This is a genomic window from Micromonospora sp. NPDC003816 (assembly GCF_042874705.1).
Classification (GTDB): domain Bacteria; phylum Actinomycetota; class Actinomycetes; order Mycobacteriales; family Micromonosporaceae; genus Micromonospora.
The window spans coordinates 475,315-498,183 of sequence record NZ_JBIANP010000004.1; the positions used below are offsets into that span (position 1 = coordinate 475,315).

Sequence of the window (22,869 nt, forward strand, 5' to 3'; positions counted from 1 at the left end):
GGCAACCTCCCGGAAGGGACGATCCCCGGGTCAGAGCGCGGGACGCGGCGGCTCGACCCAGCCGGTCTCGGTGAGCTGGTGCAGGACCGCGTGCACGGCGTTCTCCACCGCGAGATCCGTGGTGTCGAGCACCAGATCGGCGTCGGTCGGTTCCTCGTACGGGTCGTCGATGCCGGTCATGCCGGTGAGCAGACCTGCCCGCGCCCGCGCGTACAGGCCCTTGCGGTCGCGCTGCTCGCACACCTCCAACGGCGTGGCCACGTGCACCAGGACGAAACCGGCGCCCGCCGCCGTGGCCATCTCCCGGGCGGTCGCCCGGGCCTGGGCGTACGGGGCGATCGGGCAGCAGATGGCGATGCCCCGGTGCCGGGCGATCTCGGCGGCCACCCAGCCGATCCGGCGCACGTTCGTGTCCCGGTCGGCCCTGCTGAAGCCCAGCCCGGCGGTCAGCTCGCGGCGCACCACGTCGCCGTCGAGCAGCGTCACCGTACGCTCGCCCTGCTCGCGCAGCGTGTCGGCGAGCCCCCGGGCGACCGTCGACTTGCCCGAACCGGAGAGCCCGGTGAGGAAGACCACCAGCCCACGATGCCGCCGGGGCGGCCGGGCCCGCGTCAACTCCTTCGCCACCGCGGGCGGGGTGTGCCACTCGGGCAACGGGAAACCCCGGTCCAGCAGATCGTCGACCTCGGACTGGGTCAGCGCCAACCGGCGGTTGCGCGGCGGGATGTCCTCGCGCCAGCGCCACTGGCCGTCGCGGTTGTCGTACGCGAGCTCCCGGGGCACCAGCACCCGCAGCCCGGCGCCGGAGAGCATCTCACCGGTGGAGAGCAGGTGGGTGACGCCGTACGCGGCGGACACCCGGGCCCGCAGCAGGGCGTCGCTGATCTCGTCCCTCCTCCGGGAGAACGGCACCGCGACCAGGGTGGCCGGCGGCATCCGGTCGCGGGCGGCGAAGACGCCGCGCACCAGCGCCTCCGGCGGCATGCCCCCGGTGCCCTCCTCGCCCACCGGAATCATGATCAACAGGTGGGCGCTGAGTGTCCGGACGGCGTGCGCGATCTGGGCCAGTTGCGGGCGGTGCAGCGGCCGGTCGGCGACCACACCGAGCACCCGGCCGGGCGGCAGCATGGCCCGGATCTCCTCGGGCGGGCGGCGCAGCCGCTGGAACGGGCCCTGCCCGCCGTCGCCGAGCCGGCGGACCGTGCCGCCGACGCCGGCCACGCCGTCACGGACCTGCCAGGCGTCGGCCACCTCCAGCGCCGCCACCGGCGCTCCCTCACCGTCGGCGAGCACCACCGTGCGGCGCTCCGGATCGTGCAGGTCGAGCCCCTGGACCAGCGTCGTGGGCACCTGGAGGGTCACCGCGACCGGCCACGGTGCGCCGTCGACGAGCCGACCACGGCGGCTGACGGAGACCAGGTCGGCCCGGGTCATGAAGCCGGTCAGCGGCGCGTACGCACCAGTGAGCAACAACTCCAGATCCGCGAGCTCGCCGGGACGCGGCGTGTACGTCGGCGCGTCCCGCAGCACCTCGTCGGGCAGCACCCACCCGTTGCTCATCAGACCCCCAACTCCGGCGACCGGCACACAGTTTCGCAGCCGGTCGCCGATCGGTCGAGAGCGCCACTCCTTCCACGGCCCCACCGGCCCCGGCGGCCGTCCGAGGGTCAGGTGGCGCCGACCGCGCCGGGCCCGGTCGCGCCGGGACGGCGGCCGAACGTCCGCTGCACCCGTCGCCACAGGCCGACCTTCTCCGGCGGTGGCGGGGGAGTCGGGCTCGGGCGCTTGTCCACCACCACCGGGCCGTCGGCCCCGACCGACAACGCCAGCGGCACCTTCGCGTCCTTGGTCCAGCCGAAGCTGGACACCCGGGCCTTCAGTGCCCAGTCACCCGGGTCCGGACCGCCGTCGAGCGTGTCGACGTCGACCGTCGCCGTGCCCCGGTAGACCACGCGCAGGCCACCTGCGGGAACGGTGACGCGCTTCACCTCGAAGCTCACCGGCAGGAAGGACTCAGTGCCGTCCCGGGCGCTCCGGGCGAGGACGTCCAGCCGGCCGTGCCGCAGCTCCTCGGTGCAGTCGAGCAGGTCGGTGGGGATCTCCTCGACCGGTACGACGAGCAGGTCCCGCCCGTCGACGTGGGTGAACGTGATCGGCCCGTCGCCGGTCCGTAGCTGACCGGTCAGGGTGACGACGAGCGTCGAGCCGGTCAGTTCGTACCCGGTCAGGCGGACGACGCCGCGGACGCCCGCCTCCCACTCGGCCAGGCGGTGCAGGTCCTCGACGCGGCCCTCGGCGGCGAGCGCGGTGACGGTCCGTTGCAGCGCTGGCAGCGCGGCGGCGACCCCCGGCGCGAACCGTTCCCGGATCGTCCTGCCGACCTCGTCGACGACCTGGTCGGCCCAGTCCCGTGGCGCGTCCCGCAGCCGCTTGCCGCGCAGCCGGGCGAGCATCTCGTTGCGTAGCCACCGCCGGTGCAGCCGGTCGCGCTGCGGACCCGGCGGCACGTGCGCGTCGACGATGTCCAGCACGGCGCGCAGACTGTCGAAGTACTCGGCCGGATCGAGTCGGCTGGCGGTCAGGTTGCCGCCGTCGGTCCGTTTGGCGTGGTGGTAGCAGGTGTAGCCGGAGAGCACGCTGACGCGGCGGGCGAGCAGGTACGCCCGGGTCACCAGATGGTGGTCCTCCAGACGTCTCCGGTCCTCCGGGAACCGCAGGTCGTGCTCCAGCAGGAAGGCCCGCCGGAACATCTTGTGGCAGGTCATGCTGTCGATGAGCGGGGCGTCGTGGAGCGTGGCGTCGGGGCGGTCGACGCGGAACAGCTCCCGGGGCACGGTCCGACCGTGACCGACCATCCTGCCGATCGCGATGTCCGCGTCGTGCCGCACCGCGTACGCGTGGAGCCGCTCCAGGGCCTCGTCGGCGAGCCAGTCGTCGTCGTCGACGAACTGGACGTACTCCCCGCGGGCCCGGGCGATCCCGAGGTTGCGCGGACGCGACGGCCAACCGGCGTTCTCGGTGTGCAGCACCTGGATGTGCGGGTGCGCGGCGGCCAGCTTGTCCAGCAGGGCCCCGGTGTCGTCGGTCGAACCGTCGTCGATGAAGATCACCTCGAACTCCGCCGCCGGCATGGACTGCCGCAGCAGGGAGTCGACGAGCGTCTGGATGGTCCCGGCCGCGTTGTACGCCGGCACCACCACGCTCACCTTGGGCCCGCCAGCCGTCATCGTCCTCCTGCCCGCCACTTCCGCCGGTTGTCGTGTCGCATGCTCCATGGTGTACCAAATGCCGCGATCACTGAGTGTGCGGGGTCGAATCCTCCTCTTCCGGCCCGGCGTACGCAACCGACTCCGGCGTGCCGGTGGTGGCGGGGATGCCGGCCCAGGTCCGGGACGCCTCACCCTAGGGGGCGGCCACCCGGGGAGGATCAGGGGAAACAGGGGCCCTCACCGGGGTCCGGAACATTGCCGACCCTCTCTAGGCTGTCGACGTGACACTGATCGCAACCGAGTCGTTGACGAAGGTCTACGGCGGCGGGGTCACCGCACTGTCCGAGCTGACGGTAGCGGTGGAGCCAGGAATAGTCGGGCTGGTCGGCGCCAACGGCGCCGGCAAGTCGACGCTGATCAAGCTCCTGCTCGGCCTGCTCGCCCCGACCAGTGGCCAGGTACGCGTACTCGGCCTCGACCCCACCACCGATCCCACGGCGGTACGCGCCCGGGTCGGCTACATGCCGGAGCACGACTGCCTGCCACCCGACCTGTCCGGCGCCGAACTGGTCACCCACCTCGGGCGGATCAGCGGCCTGCCGAAGACGGTCGCGCGGGAACGTGCCTCCGAGGCGCTGCGCCACGTCGGGCTGCACGAGGAGCGACACCGCCCGGTCGGCGGCTACTCCACCGGCATGAAGCAGCGGGTCAAGCTGGCCCAGGCGCTGGTGCACGACCCCGACCTGCTGCTTCTCGACGAGCCCACCAACGGTCTCGACCCGGCCGGCCGGGACGCGATGCTGGCCCTGGTGCACCGGATCGGCACCGAGTTCGGCATCTCCGTGCTGGTCTGCTCCCACCTGCTCGGCGAGGTCGAGCGGATCTGCGACACGCTGGTCGCGATCGACGGCGGGCGGCTGCTGCGCGCCGACCACATCGCCGCGATGACCACGGCCCTCGACGTGCTCGCCGTCGAGGTCAGCGAGGGCACCGACGAGCTGGCGACCCGGCTGACCGCGCTCGACCTGCCGGTGAACCGGGAGGGGCAACTGCTCCTGGTCCCGCTCGCCGACGACGGCACCTACGACCTGATCCTCGGAGCGGTGGCCGAGCTGGACCTGCCGCTGCACCGGTTGGACCAGCGCCGACACCGGGTCTCCGAACTCTTCTCCCGGAGGGAGAGCACCCATGCCTGAGCCGACCGGCGTCATCCACGACATCGGCTACCAGCGGTACACCGGTCCCCGGCTCGGCCGCCGGTACGTCTTCGGATCGCTCTACCTGCACGGCGTACGCACCGCCTTCGGTCTGGGGCGCAGCGCCAAGGCGAAGATCTTCCCCTGGCTGGTGGTCGGCATCGTGCTCATGGTGGCCGTCGCCGCCACCGCGATCCGCGCCCAGTTCGGCGAGGTCGTGATGACGTACGCCCAGTTCGCCGACAACATGAGCTGGCTGGTCCTGTTCTTCGTCGCGGTGGCCGCGCCCGAACTGGTCTCGCGGGACCTGCGCAGCGGTGTGCTGCCGCTGTACTTCTCCCGGCCGCTGCCCCGCGCCGACTACCCGCTGGCCAAGCTGCTCGCCCTGGTCACTTCGCTCTGGCTGCTGCTCGGTGCGCCGCAGCTGTTCATGTTCCTCGGCGGCGCGTTCACGCTGGACGGTCCCGGAGCGGTCTGGGACGAGTTCGTGGACCTGACCGGCGGGCTGCTCTACGCCGGGCTCTGGGCGGCGGTCTTCGCCTCGATCGGCCTGCTGGTCGCCTCGCTGACCGGCAAGCGGGCCTTCGCCGCCGGTGGCATCGTCGCGGTCTTCCTGATGACCACGCCGATCGTCGGCACCATGTCGATCCTGCCCTCACAGGCGGCCAACCAGCTCTCCGGTCTCGCCTCGCCGTCCACCCTGGTGCAGGGCGTCGGCGTCTGGACACTGCGCGACCTGCTGATCACCGACCAGGACGCCTTCGTGCCCGACCTCGGCCCGTTCGGCCCGCTGTACGCCGTGGCCGCCGTCGCGCTCGTGGCCGGCTGCGTCGCCCTGCTGCTGGCCCGCTACCGGAAGGTGGCCGCACGATGACCACGACCTCCTCCGCCGCCGCGCCGACGGCCACCGCCACCAGCAGCCTCGACCTGGCCGGGGTCTCCCGCTGGTACGGCAACGTGGTCGCGGTCAACGACGTCAGCATGTCCCTCGGCCCCGGGGTGACCGGTCTGCTCGGACCGAACGGGGCCGGCAAGACCACGCTGCTGCACATGATGGCCGGATTCCTCGCCCCGTCGCGGGGCGCGGTCACCCTCGACGGGCGGCCCACCTGGCGCAACCCCGAGGTGTACCGCCGGCTCGGGCTGGTCAGCGAGCGGGAGGCGGTGCACTCGTTCCTCACCGCGTACGAGTTCGTGCTCGCCACCGCCAGGATGCACAAGCTGCCCGACCCGAAGGAGGCGGCCCGCCGGGCGATCGCCCTCGTCGAGTTGGAGAGCGCACAGGACCGCCGGATCGGCACGTACTCCAAGGGCATGCGGCAGCGGGCCCGGGTGGCGGCGGCGCTGGTGCACGAACCGCAGGTGCTGCTGCTCGACGAGCCGTTCAACGGCATGGACCCGCGCCAGCGGCTGCACATGATGGAGCTGCTGCACTCGCTCGGCGACGCGGGCCGCACCATCCTGTTCAGCTCGCACATTCTGGAGGAGGTCGAGCAGGTCTCCGGCACCGTGCAGGTGATGGTCGCCGGCCGGCTCGCCGCCTCCGGTGACTTCCGCACCATCCGCCGACTGATGACCAACCGGCCGCACGTCTTCGCGATCCGCTCCACCGACGACCGGGCGCTGGCCGTCGCGCTGATGGCCGAACCCTCGGTCAGCGGCGTCGAGCTGGGCCGCAACGGGCTGACCGTACGCGCCGGCGACTACGGCTCGTTCACCCGGGCGCTGCCGAAGGTGGCGCTGGCCCGGGGCGTACGCGTCAGCCAGCTCGTGCCCGAGGACGAATCCCTGGAGAGCGTCTTCTCCTACCTGGTGGAGGCCTGATGTCCACTGTCTCCTGGATCACCGCGCGCGGGCTGTTCGGTCGCCGCCGGTTCCTGTTGCTGCTGCCGTTGCCCATCCTGCTGGTGGTGCTGGCCGTACTCTCCCGTGGTCTGGGGGTGAAGCCCACCGACTGGGGACCGCCGGTCCTGGTCGGCCTCGGCCTGGCCGTGGTGCTGCCGGTGATCGCGCTCATCGTCGGCACCGGCGTGCTCGGTGCCGAGATCGACGACGGCACGGTGGTGCACGTGCTCACCACGCCACTGCCGCGCTGGCAGATCGTCCTGCCCAAGCTGGCGGTGGCGGCCGGTGCCACCGCCGTCACCGTGGCGGTGCCGCTCTTCGTCGCCGGTCTGCTGGCCGACTCGGTCCGCCTCGGTCTGGCGCTCGCCGTCGCCGCGACGGCCGGTGCGCTGGCCTACTCGGCCCTGTTCGTGGCGAGCAGCCTGCTCACCCGGCGGCCGGTGCTGCTCGGCCTGGTCTACGTGCTGATCTGGGAAGGGCTGCTCAGCAACGTGGTGACCGGCACCCGGGTGCTGTCCATCCAGCACTACGTGATCGCCGTCGCCGACAGGCTGGCCCCGACCGAGCTGCTCAACACGACGGTCTCCGTGCCGGTGGCGGCGGTGATGATGGTACTGGTCAGCGTCGGCTTCACGCTGCTCGCCATCGACCGCCTACGGTCCTTCTCGGTGGCCGGCGAAACCAGCTGAGGGATGCAAGGAAGGGCACCTTGTTAACGCCTCCGGTATAGGAAGGGCCCCCTGTTAACGGTTCCGACGGGCTCGTGCCGGCCGGTTGTTAGCAGGGGGCCCTTCCTATGCACCAGGCGTTAACAAGGTGCCCTTCCTTTCACCCGAGCGCTAGAAGGCGCAGGCGATGACGAGTTCGGTGGTGCGGTCCGGCAGCAGGTCGAGTTTGCCGATCCGGCCCGCCGCCCGCAGGTCGTCGGCGACCTCGGTGAGCTGGTCGAGCAGGGCCGCCGGACCGAGCGCCTCGGCCAGCGGCACCTCCGCCCTCATCGACAGTTTCCGCTCCGACTTGGCCCGTCGGACCTGCCCCAACGCGTCGGAGGCCAACCGCAGCAGCGCGGGATCACCCTCGCCCTGGACTGCCCGGTTCACCTCGTACGTGGTGGGCCACGGCGACCGGTGCACCGACCCGTAGCGCCACCAGGACCACACCTCCTCGGTCGCGTACGGCAGCACCGGCGCGAACAACCGGAGCTGCACGGAGAGCGCGGTGGCCAGCGTCGCCCGGGCCGAGTCCGCCCCGGCACCGGTGCCGTAGGCGCGTTCCTTCACCAACTCGATGTAGTCGTCGCAGAACCGCCAGAAGAACGACTCGGCGGCCTGCAACGCGGCCGTGTGGTCGTACGCCTCGAACGCGGTGGTCGACGCCGCCACCACTGACGCCAGTTCGGCCAGTACCGCCCGGTCCAGCGGGGTGGTCGCCGGGGCGCGCAGGGCATCGGCGGCACCGAGCCCGAGCGCGAACCGCGACGCGTTGAGCAGCTTGGTGGCGAGCCGCCGCCCGACCTTGATCTGTGCCGGGTCGAACGCCAGGTCGGTGCCGGGCCGGCCGTTGGCCGACCAGTAGCGCACCGCGTCGGAGCCGTGCTGCTCCAGCAACGCCATCGGGGTCACCACGTTCCCCTTGGACTTGGACATCTTCTTGCGGTCCGGGTCGAGGATCCAGCCGGACAACTCGGCGGTGTGCCAGGGCAGCGTGCCGTGCTCCAGGTGGGCCCGGACCACGGTGGCGAAGAGCCAGGTCCGGATGATCTCCTGGCCCTGCGGGCGCAGGTCCATCGGGAAGATCTTCCGGAACAGTTCCGGGTCACGTTCCCAGCCGCCGGCGAGCTGCGGGGTCAACGACGAGGTGGCCCAGGTGTCCAGCACGTCCGGATCGCCGACGAATCCGCCCGGCACGCCGCGCTGCGACTCGTCGTAACCCGGCGGGGCGTCCTCGGACGGGTCGATCGGCAGCGCGGAGTCCTCCGGCGTGAGAGGGTGGGACCAGTCCGGCTCGCCAACGTCGTCGAGCCGGTACCACACCGGCACCGGCACGCCGAAGAATCGCTGTCGGCTGACCAGCCAGTCGCCGGTCAGGCCGCTCACCCAGTGTTCGTAGCGGTGCCGCATGTGCTCCGGCACCCAGCGCATCTCCCGCCCCCGGGCCAGCAGCACCTCGCGCAGGTCGGCGTCGCGGCCACCGTTGCGCAGATACCACTGCCGGGTCGAGACGATCTCCAGCGGCCGGTCGCCCCGCTCGTAGAACTTCACCGGATGCGTGATCGGTCGCACGTCGCCGACCAGGTCACCCGCGTCGGCGAGCAACTCCACCAGACGACGCCGGGCTCCGTTCACGGTCTGCCCGGCCAACTCCGCGTACGGGCCGCCGGGCACCCCGGACGGTGGCTCCGGCAGCAGCCGTCCGTCGCGGCCGATCACCACCCGGGTCTCCAGGTCCAGTTCCCGCCACCAGGTCACGTCGGTCAGGTCACCGAACGTGCAGACCATCGCGACGCCGGTGCCCTTGGCCGGGTCCGCCAGCGTGTGCGCGCGCACCGGCACCTCCACCCCGAAGACGGGGGTACGCACCACCGTGCCGACCAGGTCGGCGTACCGCTCGTCGTCCGGGTGGCAGACCAGCGCGACGCAGGCCGGCAGCAGCTCCGGGCGGGTGGTGTCGATCAGCACCTCGCGCCCGTCCGGCCCGTGGAACCGCAGCCGGTGGTACGCGCCGGGGCGCTCCCGGTCCTCCAGTTCGGCCTGGGCCACGGCGGTGGCGAAACCGACGTCCCACAGCGTCGGCGCCTCCGCCTGATACGCCTCGCCCCGGGCCAGGTTGCGCAGGAAGGCCCGCTGCGAGGTGGCCCGGGCCGCCGGACCGATCGTGGTGTACATCAGCGACCAGTCCACCGAGAGCCCCAGCCGCCGCCACAACGCCTCGAACACCTGCTCGTCGGAGACGGTCAGCCGCTCGCACAACTCGATGAAGTTGCGTCGGGAGATCGGGGTCGGGTCCTTGCGGGCGGCGTCGTCCACCGGCGCCTGCGGTGCCTGCCACTGCGGGTCGTACGGCAGGCTCGGGTCGCAGCGCACGCCGTGGACGTTCTGCACCCGTCGCTCGGTGGGCAGTCCGTTGTCGTCCCATCCGATCGGGTAGAAGACCGTCCGCCCCCGCATCCGCTGGAAGCGGGCGACCAGGTCGGTGTGGGTGTACGAGAAGACGTGCCCCATGTGCAGCTCGCCGGATACGGTCGGCGGCGGGGTGTCGATCGCGTACACGTCCGACCGCTCCTTCGTGCGGTCGAACGTGTACGTGCCCTCCTCCTGCCAGCGGCGCGACCAGGTCTCCTCGAGTCCGTCCAGGGTCGGACGCTCGGGGACGCCGGTGCGGGCCGTCCTCGCCGTATCAGTCATCCGTCGATCGTAGGCGGGGGACCAGGGGGGCGGTCACCGGAATTTCTACAGCAGCGAGTCGCGCCACTGGCGGTGCAGCGCGGCGTACCGGCCTCCCTCGGTGACCAGTCGGGCCGGGGGGCCGTCCTCGACGATCCGGCCGCCGTCGAGGACCAGCACCCGGTCGGCGGTCTCCACCGTGGAGAGCCGGTGCGCGATCACCACTGCGGTCCGGTCCCGCAGGATGGTGCCGAGCGCGTGCTGCACCAGACGTTCGGTCGGGACGTCCAGCGACGAGGTGGCCTCGTCCAGGATCAGCACCGCCGGATCGGCCAGGAAGGCCCGCGCGAACGCGACCAACTGCCGCTGCCCGGCGGAGAGCCGGCCGCCACGCCGGTGCACCTCGGTGGCGTACCCGCCGGGCAGCGCGGCGATGAAGTCGTGCGCGCCGATCGCCCGCGCGGCGGCCTCGACGGCGGCGTCGTCGGCGTCCGGCCGACCGAACCGGATGTTCTCCGCGACCGTGCCACCGAACAGGTGGGTCTCCTGGGTGACCAGCACCATCGTCCGGCGCAACTCGGTGTCGGCCACCTGGCGCAGGTCCACGCCGTCGAGGCTGACCGTGCCGCCGGTCGGATCGTGGAACCGGGCCAGCAGCTTGGCGACGGTGGACTTGCCGGCGCCGGTCGGCCCGATCAGCGCCACCGTCTGCCCGGCGGGAATGTCGAGGTCCAGGCCGGTCAGGATCGCCCGCCCGGTGTGGTAGCCGAACGACACGTCCCGGAACTCCACCGCGCCCCGGGTCGGCCCGCGCGGCAGCGGCACCGGCTGCGCGGGCTCGGCGACCTCCGGACGCTCGTCGAGCACCCCGGCGAGCTTCTCCAACGCGGCCGTGGCCGACTGGAGCGAGTTGTAGAACTGGCTCAGCTCCTGCATCGGCTCGAAGAACCGGCGCAGATAGAGCAGGAAGGCGGCGAGTACGCCCACGCCGGTCTCGCCACCCAGCACCCGCGCGCCGCCGTAGCAGAGCACCACCGCCACGGTGACGTTGCCGATCAGCTTGATTCCCGGGGAGTACGTCGCGATCAGGCGGAAGGCGTGCCGGCTGCTGTGCCGGTAGTCGTCGTTGACCGAGGCGAAGATCTGCTGGTTGCGCTCCTGCCGGCGGTACGCCTGCACCGCCCGGATGCCGCGCATCGACTCCACGAAGTGCACGATGACCAGCGCCATCGCCTCTCGGGTCCGGCGGTACGCGGCGGCCGAGGCGCGGGCGAACCAGCGGGACAACCAGAACAGCAGCGGGAAGGCGAGCAGGGTCACCGCCGCCAGCGGCAGGTCCAGCCAGAGCAGGATGCCGGCCACCGACACGATCGTCAGAGCCGCCATGACCAGGCTCTCCACGCCTCCGTCGACCAACTCGGCGATCGAGTCGATGTCGCTGGTCAGGCGCGAGATCATCCGGCCCGAGGTGTACCGCTCGTGGAAGGCCACCGGCAGGCGCAGGAAGTGCGCGTACACCCGCTGGCGCAGGTCGAGCAGGACGGCCTGGCCGATCCGGGCGGAGAGGGCGAGGAAGGCGCGCCGGGCCGCGTACTCGATGCCGGCCGCGGCGGCGAAGGCCACCGCGACCGCGACCAGCGGACCGGGCCGGCCCTCGCGCAGCGGGTCGATGGCCCGGTCGATGCCGAGCATCACCAGGTACGGCCCGGACATGGCGGCGGCGTTCTGGGTCAGCAGCAGCGCCACCGCGGCGCCCAGCCGGGCGCGGTGCGGGCGCAGCACGTCGGCCAGCAGCGCCCGGCTGCGGGCGCGCAACCGGGCCACCGCCTCCGGGCTGGTGTCCTCGGCGAGGCTGCGGTCGGCGTGCGGGTCGGGGGCGATGCCGCGCCAGTGCGTCGGGTCGGCGACCGTCGGGCGGGAGGTCTTCGGTGCGGCGATCGTCGGGCCGGACAGCGCGGGATCGGCGGCCGTCGGTGCGGGGGCGGCCGGTTCGGGTCCGGCGGCGCCGGTCATGAGCGCACCAGCGGTGAGCCGTCGGGTGCCGGGTCGGCGGACGCCCGGGGCGGCGGTGCGACCGGTTCGTCCGGCCCGGCCGGGGAGACCGGAGCAGCCGGTCCAGCCGGAGCGACCCGTTCGGTCGGTTCGGCCGAGAGCACCGCCCGGTACGCCGGCACCGTGGCCAGCAGTTCGGCGTGCGGACCGATCGCGGTGATCCGGCCCTGCTCCAGCAACGCGACCCGGTCGGCGAGGGCGATCGTGGACGGCCGGTGCACCACCAGGAGCGCGGTGGTGTCGCGCAGCACCCGCTTCAGCGCCGACTCGACAAGCGCCTCTGTGTGCACGTCGAGCGCGGAGAGCGGATCGTCGAGGACGAGCACGGCGGGCCGGACGAGCACCGCCCGGGCCAGCGCCAACCGCTGCCGCTGGCCGCCGGAGAGGGAGAGCCCCTGCTCACCGAGCCGGGTCCGCAGACCCCACGGCAGGTCGTACGCGAACTCGGCCTGGGCCAGCGTGAGTGCCGCCCGGACCTCGTCCTCCCCGGCGTCGGGCCGACCCAGGGTGAGGTTCTCCCAGACCGACATGGAGAAGAGCGTCGGCTCCTCGAAGGCCATCCCGACCAGCCCACGCAACGAGGCCAGCCCCAGGTCCCGCAGGTCGTGCCCGTCCAGCGTGATCCGGCCGCCCGTCGCGTCGTGCAGTCGGGGCACCAGCGACAGCAGTGTGCTCTTGCCGCTGCCGGTGGCACCGACCACGGCGAGCGTCTCGCCCGGCTCCACGGTCAGGTCGATGCCGCGCAGCACGGCGGCGGTGCTGCCCGGGTAGCGGAACGTCACTGCCTCGAAGCGCAGCCGCCCGCGTACCGCCGGACCGGAGAGAGCCACCGCACCCGGCGCGTCGACGATGCCCGGTGCGGTGTCCAACACCTCCTGGATGCGGTCGGCGGCGGTGGCCGCCTCCTGCCCGTTGGCGATGATCCAACCCAGCGACTGCACCGGCCAGATCAGCATGAGCTGGAGGCTGACGAACGCGACGAGCTGACCGATGGTGAGCCGGCCGGTGGCGACGGCCGCCGCGCCCGCCACCAGCACCACGCCGAGCGTCAGGTTGGGCACCAGGTCGAGCAGGGCGGAGGTACGGGCGAGCAGCCGCCCCTTGCCCACCCCGGTGTCGTGCAACGCCCGGGTGCCACCCGCGAACCGGGCCGCCAACTGCGGTCCCCGCCCGTACGCCTTCATGGTCCGCAGCCCCTGCGCGGTCTCCTCGACCAGCGTGGCGACGTCGCCCTGCTGGTCCTGCATCCGTCGGGACGCGGTGTGGTAGTGCCGGCCGAAGCGGCGGGCGATCAGGAACAGCGGCACCGCGCTGGCCGCCACCAGCAACCCCAGGACCGGGTGCAGCCGGATCAGCAGCACCACGACGACCAGGTAGGTGACCAGGTTGAGGATGAGGAAGAACAGCCCGAAGGAGAGGAACCGGCGCAGCACGGACAGGTCGCTGGTGATCCGGGACAGCAGCTGACCGGACGGCCACCGGTCGTGGAAGCTGGCCGGTAGTCGTTGCAGATGGGCGTAGACGTCGGCGCGGATGGTCGCCTCCATCGCCACCGAGGACGACGACTGCACCCACCGTCGAATGAAGATCAGCACGGCTTCGGCCAGCCCGAGCGCCAGCGCGAGCGCGCCGAGCCTGAGCAGCCCTGGCAGATCCTGCGCGGCCACCGGACCGTCGACCACCCGTTGCGCCACCAGTGGCACGGCGATGCCCGCGCCGGTGGCGGCGAGCCCGGCCAGCATCAGCCAGGCGAACTCGGTGGCGTGTGGGCGCAGGTAGCGGCGCAGCCGCCACAGGTTCCGCAGCGGATGTCGTCCGACCTCGCCCCGGTCGGTCGGGCCGCCGTCGCTCCCCGCAGCCACTACCCGACGGTAGCGGCAAACGCCGGGTCACCGGTGTCGGTTTGTTGTCAGCTATGTTGCCCTGTCGGACGGTTGTCCACAGGGGAGCGTCCGGGGCTGCGGGCAGCCACTCCGGCTGTCAGGATGGGGCGATCGCGGTCATCGAGAACCACCGCCTGCTGTTCCGCCGCCCGGGCCCCCTTCCGCCAGCCGGCCGTCAGCACTGGCGCGGCTCGCGGCGAAGCGGGTCGGGCCCGCGCCTCAACGGCCTCCCTCGTGCGCGAGCAGCCACTCCTTCACCGGCAGTCCCCAGCGGTATCCGCCCAGCGTCCCGTCGGTGCGCAGCACCCGGTGACACGGGACGAAGAGGGCAGCGGCATTACGGGCACAGGCCGCTGCGGCGGCGCGGATCGCGGCCGGGCGTCCGGCCAGTCCCGCGTACGCGGTGTAGGTGACCGGCTCACCCGGCTTCACCTCCCGCAGCACCTGCCAGGCGTGGGCCAGGAACACCCCGTCGGTGTACTGCTCGACCGGCACCGCGTCGATCGCGGTCAGGTCACCGTCGAGGTACCGGGTGACGGCGTCGGTGACCGGGCCGAGGTCCCGATGCTGCCGAAGGGTGCCCCGCAGGCGCGGATGGATCAGCGGCAGCAGGAGTGCCGGGTCGGCGGTGAAACCGGCGGACCGTACCGCGCCGTCCGGACCGGTGAGGATGGTGAGCGGACCGGCCGGAGTGTTCACGGTGGCGTAGTCGACGGTCGGGTCGGCCGGGCTCTGCGAGGTGGGGTTCACACTCTTCTCCAAGGTCGGGTTCATGCTGCTCTCCAGAGTCGGATCACCGCGTACGAGCGCCAGGGGCGCCACGCGGTGGCGTACGCGTCGAGGGCCGTCGGGTCGTCGGGCAGGCCGAGGGCGGCAGCTCCCCGGCGGACCGCCAGGTCGGTGGGAAGGAACGCGTCCGGGTCGCCGAGCGCGCGCATCGCCAGGTAGCCCGCCGTCCACGGGCCGATGCCCGACGTCGCGGTCAACCGCCGTGCGGTCTCCTGCCGGTCGCCGCCGGGTGCCAGGTCGAGTCCGCCGTCGACGACCGCCCGGGCCACCCGCCGGATCGTCTCGCGCCGGCCCACCGGCATCCGGAAACCCGCGTCGGGCACCCGCAGGATCTCCTCCGCCGTCGGGAACCCGCGCAGCCAGCCCTGCCGCTCCCGCAGGCGCTCGACGGCGGGATCGCCGTCGCCCGCGCCGGCTGGGCCGTCGGGTGGGGCGTCGGAGATCGCGGCGAGCAGCCGGGTGAGCGTGGTGCGGGCCGAGGCGAGCGAGACCTGCTGGGTGGCGATCGCCCGGACGACCGTCTCGAAGCCGTCCACCGCGTGCGGGACACGGATGCCGGGCTCGGTAGCCACCGCGCCGGCCAGCGCCGGATCGGCACCCAGGGTCTGGTCGACCGCGACCGGGTCGGCGTCGAGGTCGAACAAATGCCGGCACCGGGCCACCGCCGGGGCGAGATCCCGCAGATCGGTCAGTCGCAGCGTGGCCACGACGTACCCGTCCGCAGGGGTCAACACGGCCTCGCCGGGGCCGTGGGGCAGCCGCAACCCCCGGCGGTACGCCCCGTCGCGCACCTCGTCCACCCCGGGCAGCGTCCGTTGGGCAAGGAAGTCGAGCAGTGCGGCGGCGTGCAGCGGCGGACGGTACGCCAACCGCACGGTGACCGTCCCCGCACCGCCCGCGTCGGACCTGCGGACACTGCGCAACTGGGACGGGGGTACGCCGAAGACCTCGCGGACGGTGTCGTTGAACTGCCGGACGCTGCCGAAACCGGCGGCGAAGGCGATCTCGGCCAGGCCCAGTCCGGTGGTCTCGATCAGCGTTCGGGCGGTCTGGGCCCGTTGCGCCCGGGCCAGCGCCAGCGGCCCCGCGCCGAGTTCCGCCCGGAGCATCCGGTGCAGGTGCCGTTCGGTGTACCCGAGCCGGGACGCCAGCCCCGGCACGCCGTCGCGGTCCACCACGCCGTCGGCGATCAACCGCATCGCCCGGCCCACCACGTCGGCACGGACGTCCCACTCGGGCGAGCCGGGGGAGGCGTCCGGCCGGCACCGTCGGCAGGCACGCAGTCCGGCCCGCTGGGCCGCCGCCGAGGACGGGAAGAACCGGACGTTGCGCCGCTTCGGGGTCACCGCCGGACAGGACGGCCGGCAGTAGATCCCGGTCGAGGTCACGCCGGTGTAGAACCAGCCGTCGAACCGCTGGTCGCGGCTGTCGACAGCCCGGTAGCACCGCTCGAAGTCCAGATCCACGTCACCGATGATGCGCCTCCCGCCGACCTCCGGCTGGCGGAATTCGGACCCGGTGCAAGGAGGGGTCCCCTACTAACGCCTCGTGTATAGGAAGGGTCCCTTCCTTACATCTGCCCCCGGTGCGAGCTGCGGGAAGTGGGGAGGGGGAGTGCCGGGTGAGGGGAAAGTGTCGGTTGTGGTCGGTAGCGTGCGGCCACCAACTCAAGAAGGGGCGCGGTGATGGCGAGCGTGGCGGGTCGGGCATCGGCGTCGAGGCAGGGACACCCCCCGCTGGACGAGGCTGTCGTCCAACGCTTCTACGAGCGGATGCGCGTCGTCGCCCCGGCGGCGGTCGGCGCCATCGAGCGGGACCGTGCCGACGACCCGGGGCGCGCCTTCGGCGACACCGCCTGCGGGCGCCTGCTGCGGTCGCTGGACCACGACGGCGTACGGGCCCTGGGCATGTGGGTGCACCACTGGTGCATGCGCTTCTACGACGACGACACCCGCGCCGCACTGCGACTGCTCCGGGAGATCGCCACCCGGTCGACGTTGGGCTGGACGGCCGACGAGGTGCACTGGATGCTCGGCGAGTCGCACGGTGCCGACCCGACCGCGGACGCCCGGTTCACGCTGCCGCTGGCCGCTGCGGCCGAGCTGGCCCCGGGTTCGCTGCGGGTCGACACGCTGGTGCCCCGGCAGGCGGGCCCGAGCCGGCGAAGCTGACCCACCGCTGACCGTGGTCGGCGGGTAACGGCGTAAGCTGGCTCGTCGTGAGTCTTACCATCGGCATCGTCGGCCTGCCCAACGTCGGCAAGAGCACCCTGTTCAACGCGCTGACCAAGAACGACGTGCTCGCCGCGAACTACCCGTTCGCGACGATCGAGCCCAACGTCGGCGTGGTCGGGCTGCCGGACGAGCGGCTGGTCAAGCTCGCCGAGATATTCGACTCGCAGAAGGTGCTTCCCGCGCCGGTGTCGTTCGTCGACATCGCCGGCCTGGTCCGGGGCGCCTCCAAGGGACAGGGGCGGGGCAACGCCTTCCTCGCCAACATCCGCGACGCCTCGGCGATCTGTCAGGTGGTGCGGGCCTTCTCCGACCCGAACGTGGTGCACGTCGACGGCAAGGTCTCCCCGGCCGACGACATCGAGACGATCAACACCGAGCTGATCCTCGCCGACCTGCAGACCCTGGAGAAGGCGCTGCCCCGGTTGGAGAAGGAGGCCAAGCTCCGCAAGGACCGGGCCGCCGCGGTGACCGCCGCCAAGCAGGCCGTCGAGGTCCTGGACGGCGGCACCACCCTGTACGCGGGCGCGGCGGCAGCCAAGATCGAGCTGGAGCACCTGCGGGAGCTGCACCTGCTCACCACCAAGCCGTTCCTCTACGTCTTCAACGTCGACGAGGCCGAGCTCAACAACGCCGAGTTCCTCGACGAGTTGCGGGCGCTGGTCGCCCCGGCCGAGGCGGTCTTCATGGACGCCAAGATCGAGTCGGAGCTGGTGGACCTGCCCGAGGAGGAGGCCCGCGAGCTGCTGGAGTCGATCGGCCAGTCGGAGCCGGGGCTGGACCAGCTGGTCCGCGTCGGTTTCCGCACGCTCGGTCTCCAGACGTACCTCACCGCCGGCCCCAAGGAGGCACGGGCCTGGACGGTCGCGGTCGGCGCGACCGCGCCGGAGGCCGCCGGGGTGATCCACTCCGACTTCCAGCGCGGCTTCATCAAGGCCGAGGTGGTCTCCTACACCGATCTGGTCGCGGCCGGTTCGATGGCGGCGGCGAAGTCGGCGGGCAAGGTCCGCATCGAGGGCAAGGAGTACGTGATGCAGGACGGCGACGTGGTGGAGTTCCGCTTCAACGTCTGATCCTGGTCCGACGTCTGCCACCTGGGCTTCGCTCCATGGTGAAGCTGAGGGCGGTGGCTGTGCGTTGGCACTGGGACGACTTTCCCGGCTGGATCGAGGCTGGGGCGATCCGGATCGTGGCAGTGCAGCTACTCCCGACCCGGCGTGTCGGACAGCCACACTGCCACGCTCAGCTTCGAGGTGGCGCTCTCCTACGCACGGCAGCACACCGATCACCTGAGGCGCCGGTGCGGCGGCGTGTCAGCCGGCGCGCAGCGCGTCGTCGAGGGCGGTCTCGCGCTCGCCCAGGTGCACCGGGTCACGGCCGGAGAGGACGTCCACCGCCGCCTTCAGACCCGCGCCGTACTCGCGGGTCGAGCTGATCCGCCAGGTCCGGTTGTTCAGCTCCCGCATCGTCTCGTCGCCCACACCGTTGGCGTCGACGCCGAGGTGACGGCAGACCGTGACGGCCCGGTCCAGGTGGAACGACTGGGTGACCACGGTCGCGCGCTCCACGCCGAAGACCCGCTTGGCGCGGGCGCAGGAGTCGTACGTGTCGAATCCGGCGTAGTCGAGCACCACCTTGTCGGCGGGTACGCCCCGGTCGACCAGCCAACGTTGCATCGCCTCGGGTTCGTTGTAGTCGTGGCGCATGTTGTCGCCGGAGACGAGGATCGCCCGCACCTTGCCGGTGGCGTACAACTCGCGGGCGATCTCCAGGCGGGCACTGAGGAACGGCGACGGGGTGCCGTCCGGCTGGACCCGGGTGCCCAGCACCAGGGCGACGGGGGCCTCGGGCACCGCCTCGGCGGTGTACGTGTGCCCGTCGGCGCCGGAACGGATCCAACCGATGCTGGCCCAGGCTCCGGTCGTGACCAGCACCACGCCGGCCGTGCCGGCGAGCACCGCCCGGCGCAGCCAGCGGCCCCGGCCGTTCTCCCTGACCCGGCGCAGTCCGGCTGACACGGCGGTACGGATCGGCATGTGATCGATTATCCCAGCCCGTGGCGAGGCCACTCCCCGCGCCGGCATGTGGATGGCTGGTGCAGAGGGTGGCGTCGGTATAGGGATATGGACGCTGTCGAGCTGATGGCGCGAACGGATCACCGATCGGCCCACTCGGTGCGAGCCGCCGGCCTGGGTGATGCGCTGAACGGTTCAGCTCGACAGGGGCAGCAGGGGGCGAGCTTCCGGGCCCGACGTACCCGTCCGGACCGGTGGGTGGTGCGGGCACGAAGCGGCACGACGGCCGTCCCGTGCCCGCACCGGTTGTCAGCCGAGCCGGTAGACGGAGACGTGCGAGGTGCTGTCCGCCCCGAACGCCGAGCGGTCCCAGTCGGCGTACCGTTCGGCGAGGTGGAAGCCGGCCTGGGCCGCCATCTCGTCGATCTGCTCCGGCCACATGTACCGCATGGCGAACGGGTGCAGGTGTACTCCGGTGCCGTCGAAGGTGACGGTCTGCCGCAGGAACGTCTGCGCCGCACGGTCGTACCGGTGTACTCGGATGGCGACCGAGTCCTCGGTCACCTCCCAGGGCTGGACCTGCTCGTCCCGGTCGATGCCCGCCGGGTCGGGCACGTACGTCTCGATGACGAACGTCCCGCCCGGTTCCAGCACCCGCGCGACGTTGCGGAAGCAGTCCGCCTGCCGTTCCGCGCGGGTCAGGTTGAACAGCGTGTTGAAGACCAGGAACACCAGTCGGTACGGCCCGGTGACCCCGGGTACGTCCGCCATGTCGCCGATGGCGACGGGGACGTCGGCGCCGCCCGGCTTGTCGCGCAGTTTCGCGACCATCTCGGGCGACCCCTCCACCCCCTCGACGGCGCAGCCGTGCGCGGCGAGCGGGAGGGCCACCCGGCCGGTGCCGATGGCGAGTTCCAGCGCCCGACCGTCACCGGCCAGGTCGGCGAGGAACGCCGCAGCCGGCATCGGGTCGGGCAGTCCACCGGGCAGGTCGTAGGTGTCGGCCCAGAACCGGCCGAAGTGCCCCGGGTCGTCGAAGACCGACATCAGCGGCCTCCGGTGGTGCTAGTGGCGCCGTGCGGCGCCTCGATCGTGGGAAACCACGTACTCACGAAGCCTCGTTTCGACGGAGTCGGTGACTGTGGGTCGCTGGACGTGCGTCGTGGCGTACCTCATGTCGGTCGCTCCCTTCGATCGGCTGAGGACCAGCCAAGCGGGCTCGATGGCGGCGGGCAACCCGTTTTCCGGCGCGTGGGTGCCGCGTCGGCCGTCGTCAGCTGATGTAGTGCAGGATCACGTTGTGCACGTGGTGGCTCTTCTGGTCGCCCCGGAACTCCACCTCGTAGGTGTGCGTGCCGACGTGGATGGCGATGGCGCCGGTGGAGAAGAACGAGCCGCCCCAGGATTTGTTGCTGACCACGCTCACGCTGGTGATCTTCGAGTACGGGATGCTGGTGATCGCGTACTTCTTGCCGATGAACGAACGGTCCTGGATGATCACGCGCCGGTCGGTCAGCCCGATGAACCCGGTGCCGGTGCCGACGGCGTCGTAGACGGCGATGATCTGTTCCCCGTCGAGCAGGCCACTCTGGATCTGCTGGAACTGCTCCTTGCGGTCGTACGTCGCGTTCGTCATGTACTCCACGGTAGGTGGCCGACGCCAACCACAAGATCCGCCAGGTCAGTCCGTCGGGGCGTGGGTGGTCGCGGCGTCAGCTCAGGCGGTCCTCGCCCGGCTCCGCCACCGCGCGGTAGGCGTCCTCGATCCGGGCGGCCAGCAGGACCTCACCCTCGGTGAGGGGCTCGTCGTGGTGCCCGACCCGGATCTGGGTGTGGTCGGCCCGCCGGCTTATCTCCGGACGTAGGTGCAGCGCGTCAGCGACCACCTTGACCCGTTCGGTCAGGGCCGCGTGCTGCGTGTCGTCTATGACCAGAGTGCGCCGAATCTGGTCGCCCTCGCGCGTCCACCCGTTGAGTAGGGTGAGGGCGTCGCTGAGGTAGTCGTGCTTTGCTCGACCGCCGAACAGCGCACGCATCACCGCACCTCCCAGGCTTCGTTGCCGGCTTGTGGCCAAATCGTCGCCGCCCCGTGTCTTGTCGGTGCCTCTAGTCTTACGTCACTCGGATGGTGTGTCCACGCCCACACTTCTTGGGATTCCTGCCCTGACGGTCGACCAGGCTACCCAAACCGCCGATTGATCTGGCACGCTGGACGCCCGTGCGGACCGAACGGGCTAATGGTGGCGGGCAGGTTGCCCGCAGGGACCCGAAGGTGATCGTCGGGGCGGCCATCATCGAGGACGGGCGAGTGCTGGCCTGTGCCCGATCGGCCCCACCCGAGGTCGCCGGCATGTGGGAATTCCCTGGCGGGAAGGTGGAGCCGGGGGAGAGCGAGACGGCGGCGTTGGCCCGGGAGTGCGCCGAGGAGCTCGGCGTACGCGTCGAGGTCGGCGACCGGGTCGGCCGCAGCGTCCGGATGGCACACGGCCGCTCGGTGCTCAAGGTGTACGCGGCCCGCCTGCTGCACGGTGACCGACCGCAGGCGTTGGAGCACTCGGGGATGCGCTGGCTCTCCGCCGCCGAGCTGGACACCGTCACCTGGCTGCCCGCCGACGCCCCCATCGTCGCCGCCCTCCGTCCGCTGCTCGGATCCGCCGACGCCCCGCCCGACGGGCCGGCATCCGAGAGGTAACCCGCCGTACGCGTCAGGTGTTACCGATGGTCAGACGATGGTGCCGAACGGTGCCAGTGCGGAGACTGTGACTCCCGGTAGCCGAGAGCATACGGAGCATTGATGAGCGGACGGCCCTCTCATGTCCTCCTGGTGGGTGGCGGCAACGGCGCGTTCCTGGCGCACCGCCCGCAGACCCGCACCACCTTCGTCACCTCCCGCGAACTCCTGACCTGGTTCGGCAGTCTCGGACACCACGCGCGCGTACTCGCGATCCAGGGTGACGAGCCCGACGACCTGGTCGTCGAGATGGTCCGGTCCATCCACGCGGTCGACCCGTTCGACGCCGTCGCCTGCCTGGGTGAGCCGCTCACCGTGCTGGCGGCGCGCATCGCCACGGCACTCGACCTGCCCGGCGTGCCGCCGCTCTCGGTGGTCCGGCGCATCGTGGACAAGGAGTCGATGCGGACCCACCTGGCCGAGGCCGGCGTCGAGAACGTCCGGGCCCGCACCGTCGAGAGCCTCGCCGAGTTGACCGCTATCGTCGGCGCGGGGCACCCGGAGGCCGCCTGGATCGTGAAGCCGGCCGCCGGTTGCGGAAGCCTGGGCGTGTCGAAGGTGACCCGGGGCAGTGACCTGGCCGCGGCGCTACGACGGGCGTCCGACCAGGAGTCACCGATCGATCCCGACCGCGCCAACCGCCGCGTGATCGTCGAGCCCTTCCTGTCCGGGCCGCAGTTCAGCGTCGAGTCGATCAGTCAGCACGGAGTCACCTCGGTGCTCGCGATCACCCAGAAGTTCTCCCACCCGGAGACGTTCGTCGAACTCGGGCACGTGGTGCCGGCGCAGATCCCCGACGCGGAGGCCGAGGTGGTGCGCGCGTACGTCGTCAGGATGCTCGACGCCCTCGGGTTCACCGACGGTCCCGCCCACACCGAGGTCGTCCTGACCTCGGACGGACCCCGGATCGTGGAGGTCAACGCCCGTCTCGGTGGTGACGACATCGGGCGGATGGCGTCGATCGTCAGCGGGGTGGACATGTCGGCGGCCTCGATCGACCTGGTGCTCGGCGAGCCGGTCCAGGAGCGGCTGCGCAACGCCGAGCCGAGCGGCACCAGCGAGGCGATCTGGTTCGTGACCGCGCCGGAGGCGGGGATCTTTGCCGGGTTGGACGGTGTCGAGGACGCCCAGGCCCTGGGTCCGTCGGTCGAGGTCACCGCACTGGTCCAGGTCGGTGCCCCGGTGGAGCTGCTCTCCGACTCGGGTTCCCGGGTCGCGCAGGTGCGGGCCAGCGCCGCCAGCGCCGAGGAGGCGGTCGGTCTTGCCCAGCGGGCCGCGTGGAAGCTGAACCTGCGGATAGCGAAGCGGGTGCCGGCCGAGGTCGGTGCCGAACACGCGATCTGAGCCGACGGCGACCACGGCCGTCGAGGCGGAGATCGCATGGCCATGGCGCGGGAACGAAGCGGGGGGGCGGGGGGGGGGGCCCCGCCCCCCCCCCCCAACCGGGGGGGGGGGGTGGGGTAGTGCGGCGCCCGGTGCGCCGCCGTGTGGGGGTGCGGGGGGCCCGGGGAGGGGACCGCGGCGCCCCACGGCGC

Annotated in this window: 19 protein-coding genes; 8 read left to right on the forward strand and 11 right to left on the reverse strand. The window is 72.1% G+C overall.

Features of this window, described 5'->3' with window-relative positions:
* Positions 1–30: 30 nt before the first annotated feature.
* Together cysC and ACFYTT_RS17910 are read right to left on the reverse strand one after the other, a co-directional pair.
* Positions 31–1,560 carry an adenylyl-sulfate kinase gene (gene cysC / locus ACFYTT_RS17905; protein ID WP_131053880.1) on the reverse strand — a complete coding sequence of 510 codons (1,530 nt, stop codon included), beginning with the start codon at positions 1,558–1,560 and terminating at the stop codon, positions 31–33.
* A gap of 107 nt (positions 1,561–1,667) precedes the next feature.
* The gene (locus tag ACFYTT_RS17910; protein WP_131053879.1) at positions 1,668–3,227 is read right to left on the reverse strand and encodes a glycosyltransferase family 2 protein; all 1,560 of its coding nucleotides are present in this window, start codon (positions 3,225–3,227) and stop codon (positions 1,668–1,670) included.
* Between the two features lie 263 nt (positions 3,228–3,490).
* Here ACFYTT_RS17910 and ACFYTT_RS17915 point away from each other — a divergent pair, with 263 nt between their 5' ends.
* The 4 genes from ACFYTT_RS17915 to ACFYTT_RS17930 are packed head-to-tail and all read left to right on the forward strand — an operon-like array spanning position 3,491 to position 6,939.
* Positions 3,491–4,405 (forward strand): ABC transporter ATP-binding protein, encoded by a 915-nt coding sequence (locus ACFYTT_RS17915; protein ID WP_131053878.1) that lies wholly within the window; start codon positions 3,491–3,493, stop codon positions 4,403–4,405.
* Entirely contained in the window at positions 4,398–5,279 is an 882-nt protein-coding gene (locus ACFYTT_RS17920) for an ABC transporter permease (protein WP_131053877.1), read from the forward strand. Before ACFYTT_RS17915 ends, ACFYTT_RS17920 begins: the two co-directional genes overlap by 8 nt.
* Complete coding sequence (locus ACFYTT_RS17925) at positions 5,276–6,229, forward strand: ABC transporter ATP-binding protein (RefSeq protein WP_176095189.1); 954 nt, start codon at positions 5,276–5,278, stop codon at positions 6,227–6,229. Before ACFYTT_RS17920 ends, ACFYTT_RS17925 begins: the two co-directional genes overlap by 4 nt.
* Positions 6,229–6,939 (forward strand): ABC transporter permease, encoded by a 711-nt coding sequence (locus ACFYTT_RS17930; protein ID WP_131053875.1) that lies wholly within the window; start codon positions 6,229–6,231, stop codon positions 6,937–6,939. Before ACFYTT_RS17925 ends, ACFYTT_RS17930 begins: the two co-directional genes overlap by 1 nt.
* Positions 6,940–7,089: 150 nt before the next feature.
* Here ACFYTT_RS17930 and valS read toward each other — a convergent pair whose 3' ends face one another.
* The 5 genes from valS to ACFYTT_RS17955 all read right to left on the reverse strand — a co-directional run bounded on the left by valS (position 7,090) and on the right by ACFYTT_RS17955 (position 15,823).
* Positions 7,090–9,654 (reverse strand): valine--tRNA ligase, encoded by a 2,565-nt coding sequence (gene valS, locus ACFYTT_RS17935; RefSeq protein ID WP_387260420.1) that lies wholly within the window; start codon positions 9,652–9,654, stop codon positions 7,090–7,092.
* Between the two features lie 45 nt (positions 9,655–9,699).
* Positions 9,700–11,646, reverse strand: a complete 1,947-nt coding sequence (locus ACFYTT_RS17940) for an ABC transporter ATP-binding protein (RefSeq protein ID WP_387260422.1) — start codon at positions 11,644–11,646, stop codon at positions 9,700–9,702.
* A complete protein-coding gene (locus tag ACFYTT_RS17945) occupies positions 11,643–13,547 on the reverse strand; it encodes an ABC transporter ATP-binding protein (protein ID WP_176095187.1) in 1,905 nt (634 codons plus the stop codon). The genes ACFYTT_RS17940 and ACFYTT_RS17945 overlap by 4 nt, the downstream gene beginning before the upstream one ends.
* 240 nt (positions 13,548–13,787) lie before the next feature.
* The gene (locus ACFYTT_RS17950) at positions 13,788–14,342 is read right to left on the reverse strand and encodes a methylated-DNA--[protein]-cysteine S-methyltransferase (RefSeq protein ID WP_176095186.1); all 555 of its coding nucleotides are present in this window, start codon (positions 14,340–14,342) and stop codon (positions 13,788–13,790) included.
* Positions 14,339–15,823, reverse strand: a complete 1,485-nt coding sequence (locus ACFYTT_RS17955; RefSeq protein ID WP_387260426.1) for an AlkA N-terminal domain-containing protein — start codon at positions 15,821–15,823, stop codon at positions 14,339–14,341. The genes ACFYTT_RS17950 and ACFYTT_RS17955 overlap by 4 nt, the downstream gene beginning before the upstream one ends.
* Before the next feature lie 219 nt (positions 15,824–16,042).
* Here ACFYTT_RS17955 and ACFYTT_RS17960 point away from each other — a divergent pair, with 219 nt between their 5' ends.
* Positions 16,043–16,528, forward strand: a complete 486-nt coding sequence (locus tag ACFYTT_RS17960; RefSeq protein WP_176095184.1) for a hypothetical protein — start codon at positions 16,043–16,045, stop codon at positions 16,526–16,528.
* A gap of 47 nt (positions 16,529–16,575) precedes the next feature.
* Complete coding sequence (gene ychF / locus ACFYTT_RS17965; RefSeq protein ID WP_131052720.1) at positions 16,576–17,661, forward strand: redox-regulated ATPase YchF; 1,086 nt, start codon at positions 16,576–16,578, stop codon at positions 17,659–17,661.
* Positions 17,662–17,901: 240 nt separating this feature from the next.
* Here ychF and ACFYTT_RS17970 read toward each other — a convergent pair whose 3' ends face one another.
* The 4 genes from ACFYTT_RS17970 to ACFYTT_RS17985 form a co-directional block, all read right to left on the reverse strand.
* On the reverse strand, positions 17,902–18,624 hold the full coding sequence (locus ACFYTT_RS17970) for a vancomycin high temperature exclusion protein (protein WP_131052717.1): 723 nt from the start codon (positions 18,622–18,624) through the stop codon (positions 17,902–17,904).
* Between the two features lie 288 nt (positions 18,625–18,912).
* A complete protein-coding gene (locus ACFYTT_RS17975; protein WP_387260430.1) occupies positions 18,913–19,650 on the reverse strand; it encodes a class I SAM-dependent DNA methyltransferase in 738 nt (245 codons plus the stop codon).
* A 226-nt stretch (positions 19,651–19,876) separates the two neighbouring features.
* Positions 19,877–20,239, reverse strand: a complete 363-nt coding sequence (locus ACFYTT_RS17980) for a PH domain-containing protein (protein WP_117226445.1) — start codon at positions 20,237–20,239, stop codon at positions 19,877–19,879.
* A 76-nt stretch (positions 20,240–20,315) separates the two neighbouring features.
* Entirely contained in the window at positions 20,316–20,639 is a 324-nt protein-coding gene (locus ACFYTT_RS17985; RefSeq protein WP_176095181.1) for a 4a-hydroxytetrahydrobiopterin dehydratase, read from the reverse strand.
* Positions 20,640–20,821: 182 nt separating this feature from the next.
* Here ACFYTT_RS17985 and ACFYTT_RS17990 point away from each other — a divergent pair, with 182 nt between their 5' ends.
* Positions 20,822–21,295: a (deoxy)nucleoside triphosphate pyrophosphohydrolase gene (locus ACFYTT_RS17990; protein WP_131052713.1), complete on the forward strand. Its 474-nt coding sequence runs from the start codon at positions 20,822–20,824 to the stop codon at positions 21,293–21,295.
* A 102-nt stretch (positions 21,296–21,397) separates the two neighbouring features.
* The gene (locus tag ACFYTT_RS17995; RefSeq protein WP_357210569.1) at positions 21,398–22,678 is read left to right on the forward strand and encodes an ATP-grasp domain-containing protein; all 1,281 of its coding nucleotides are present in this window, start codon (positions 21,398–21,400) and stop codon (positions 22,676–22,678) included.
* Positions 22,679–22,869: the final 191 nt, after the last annotated feature.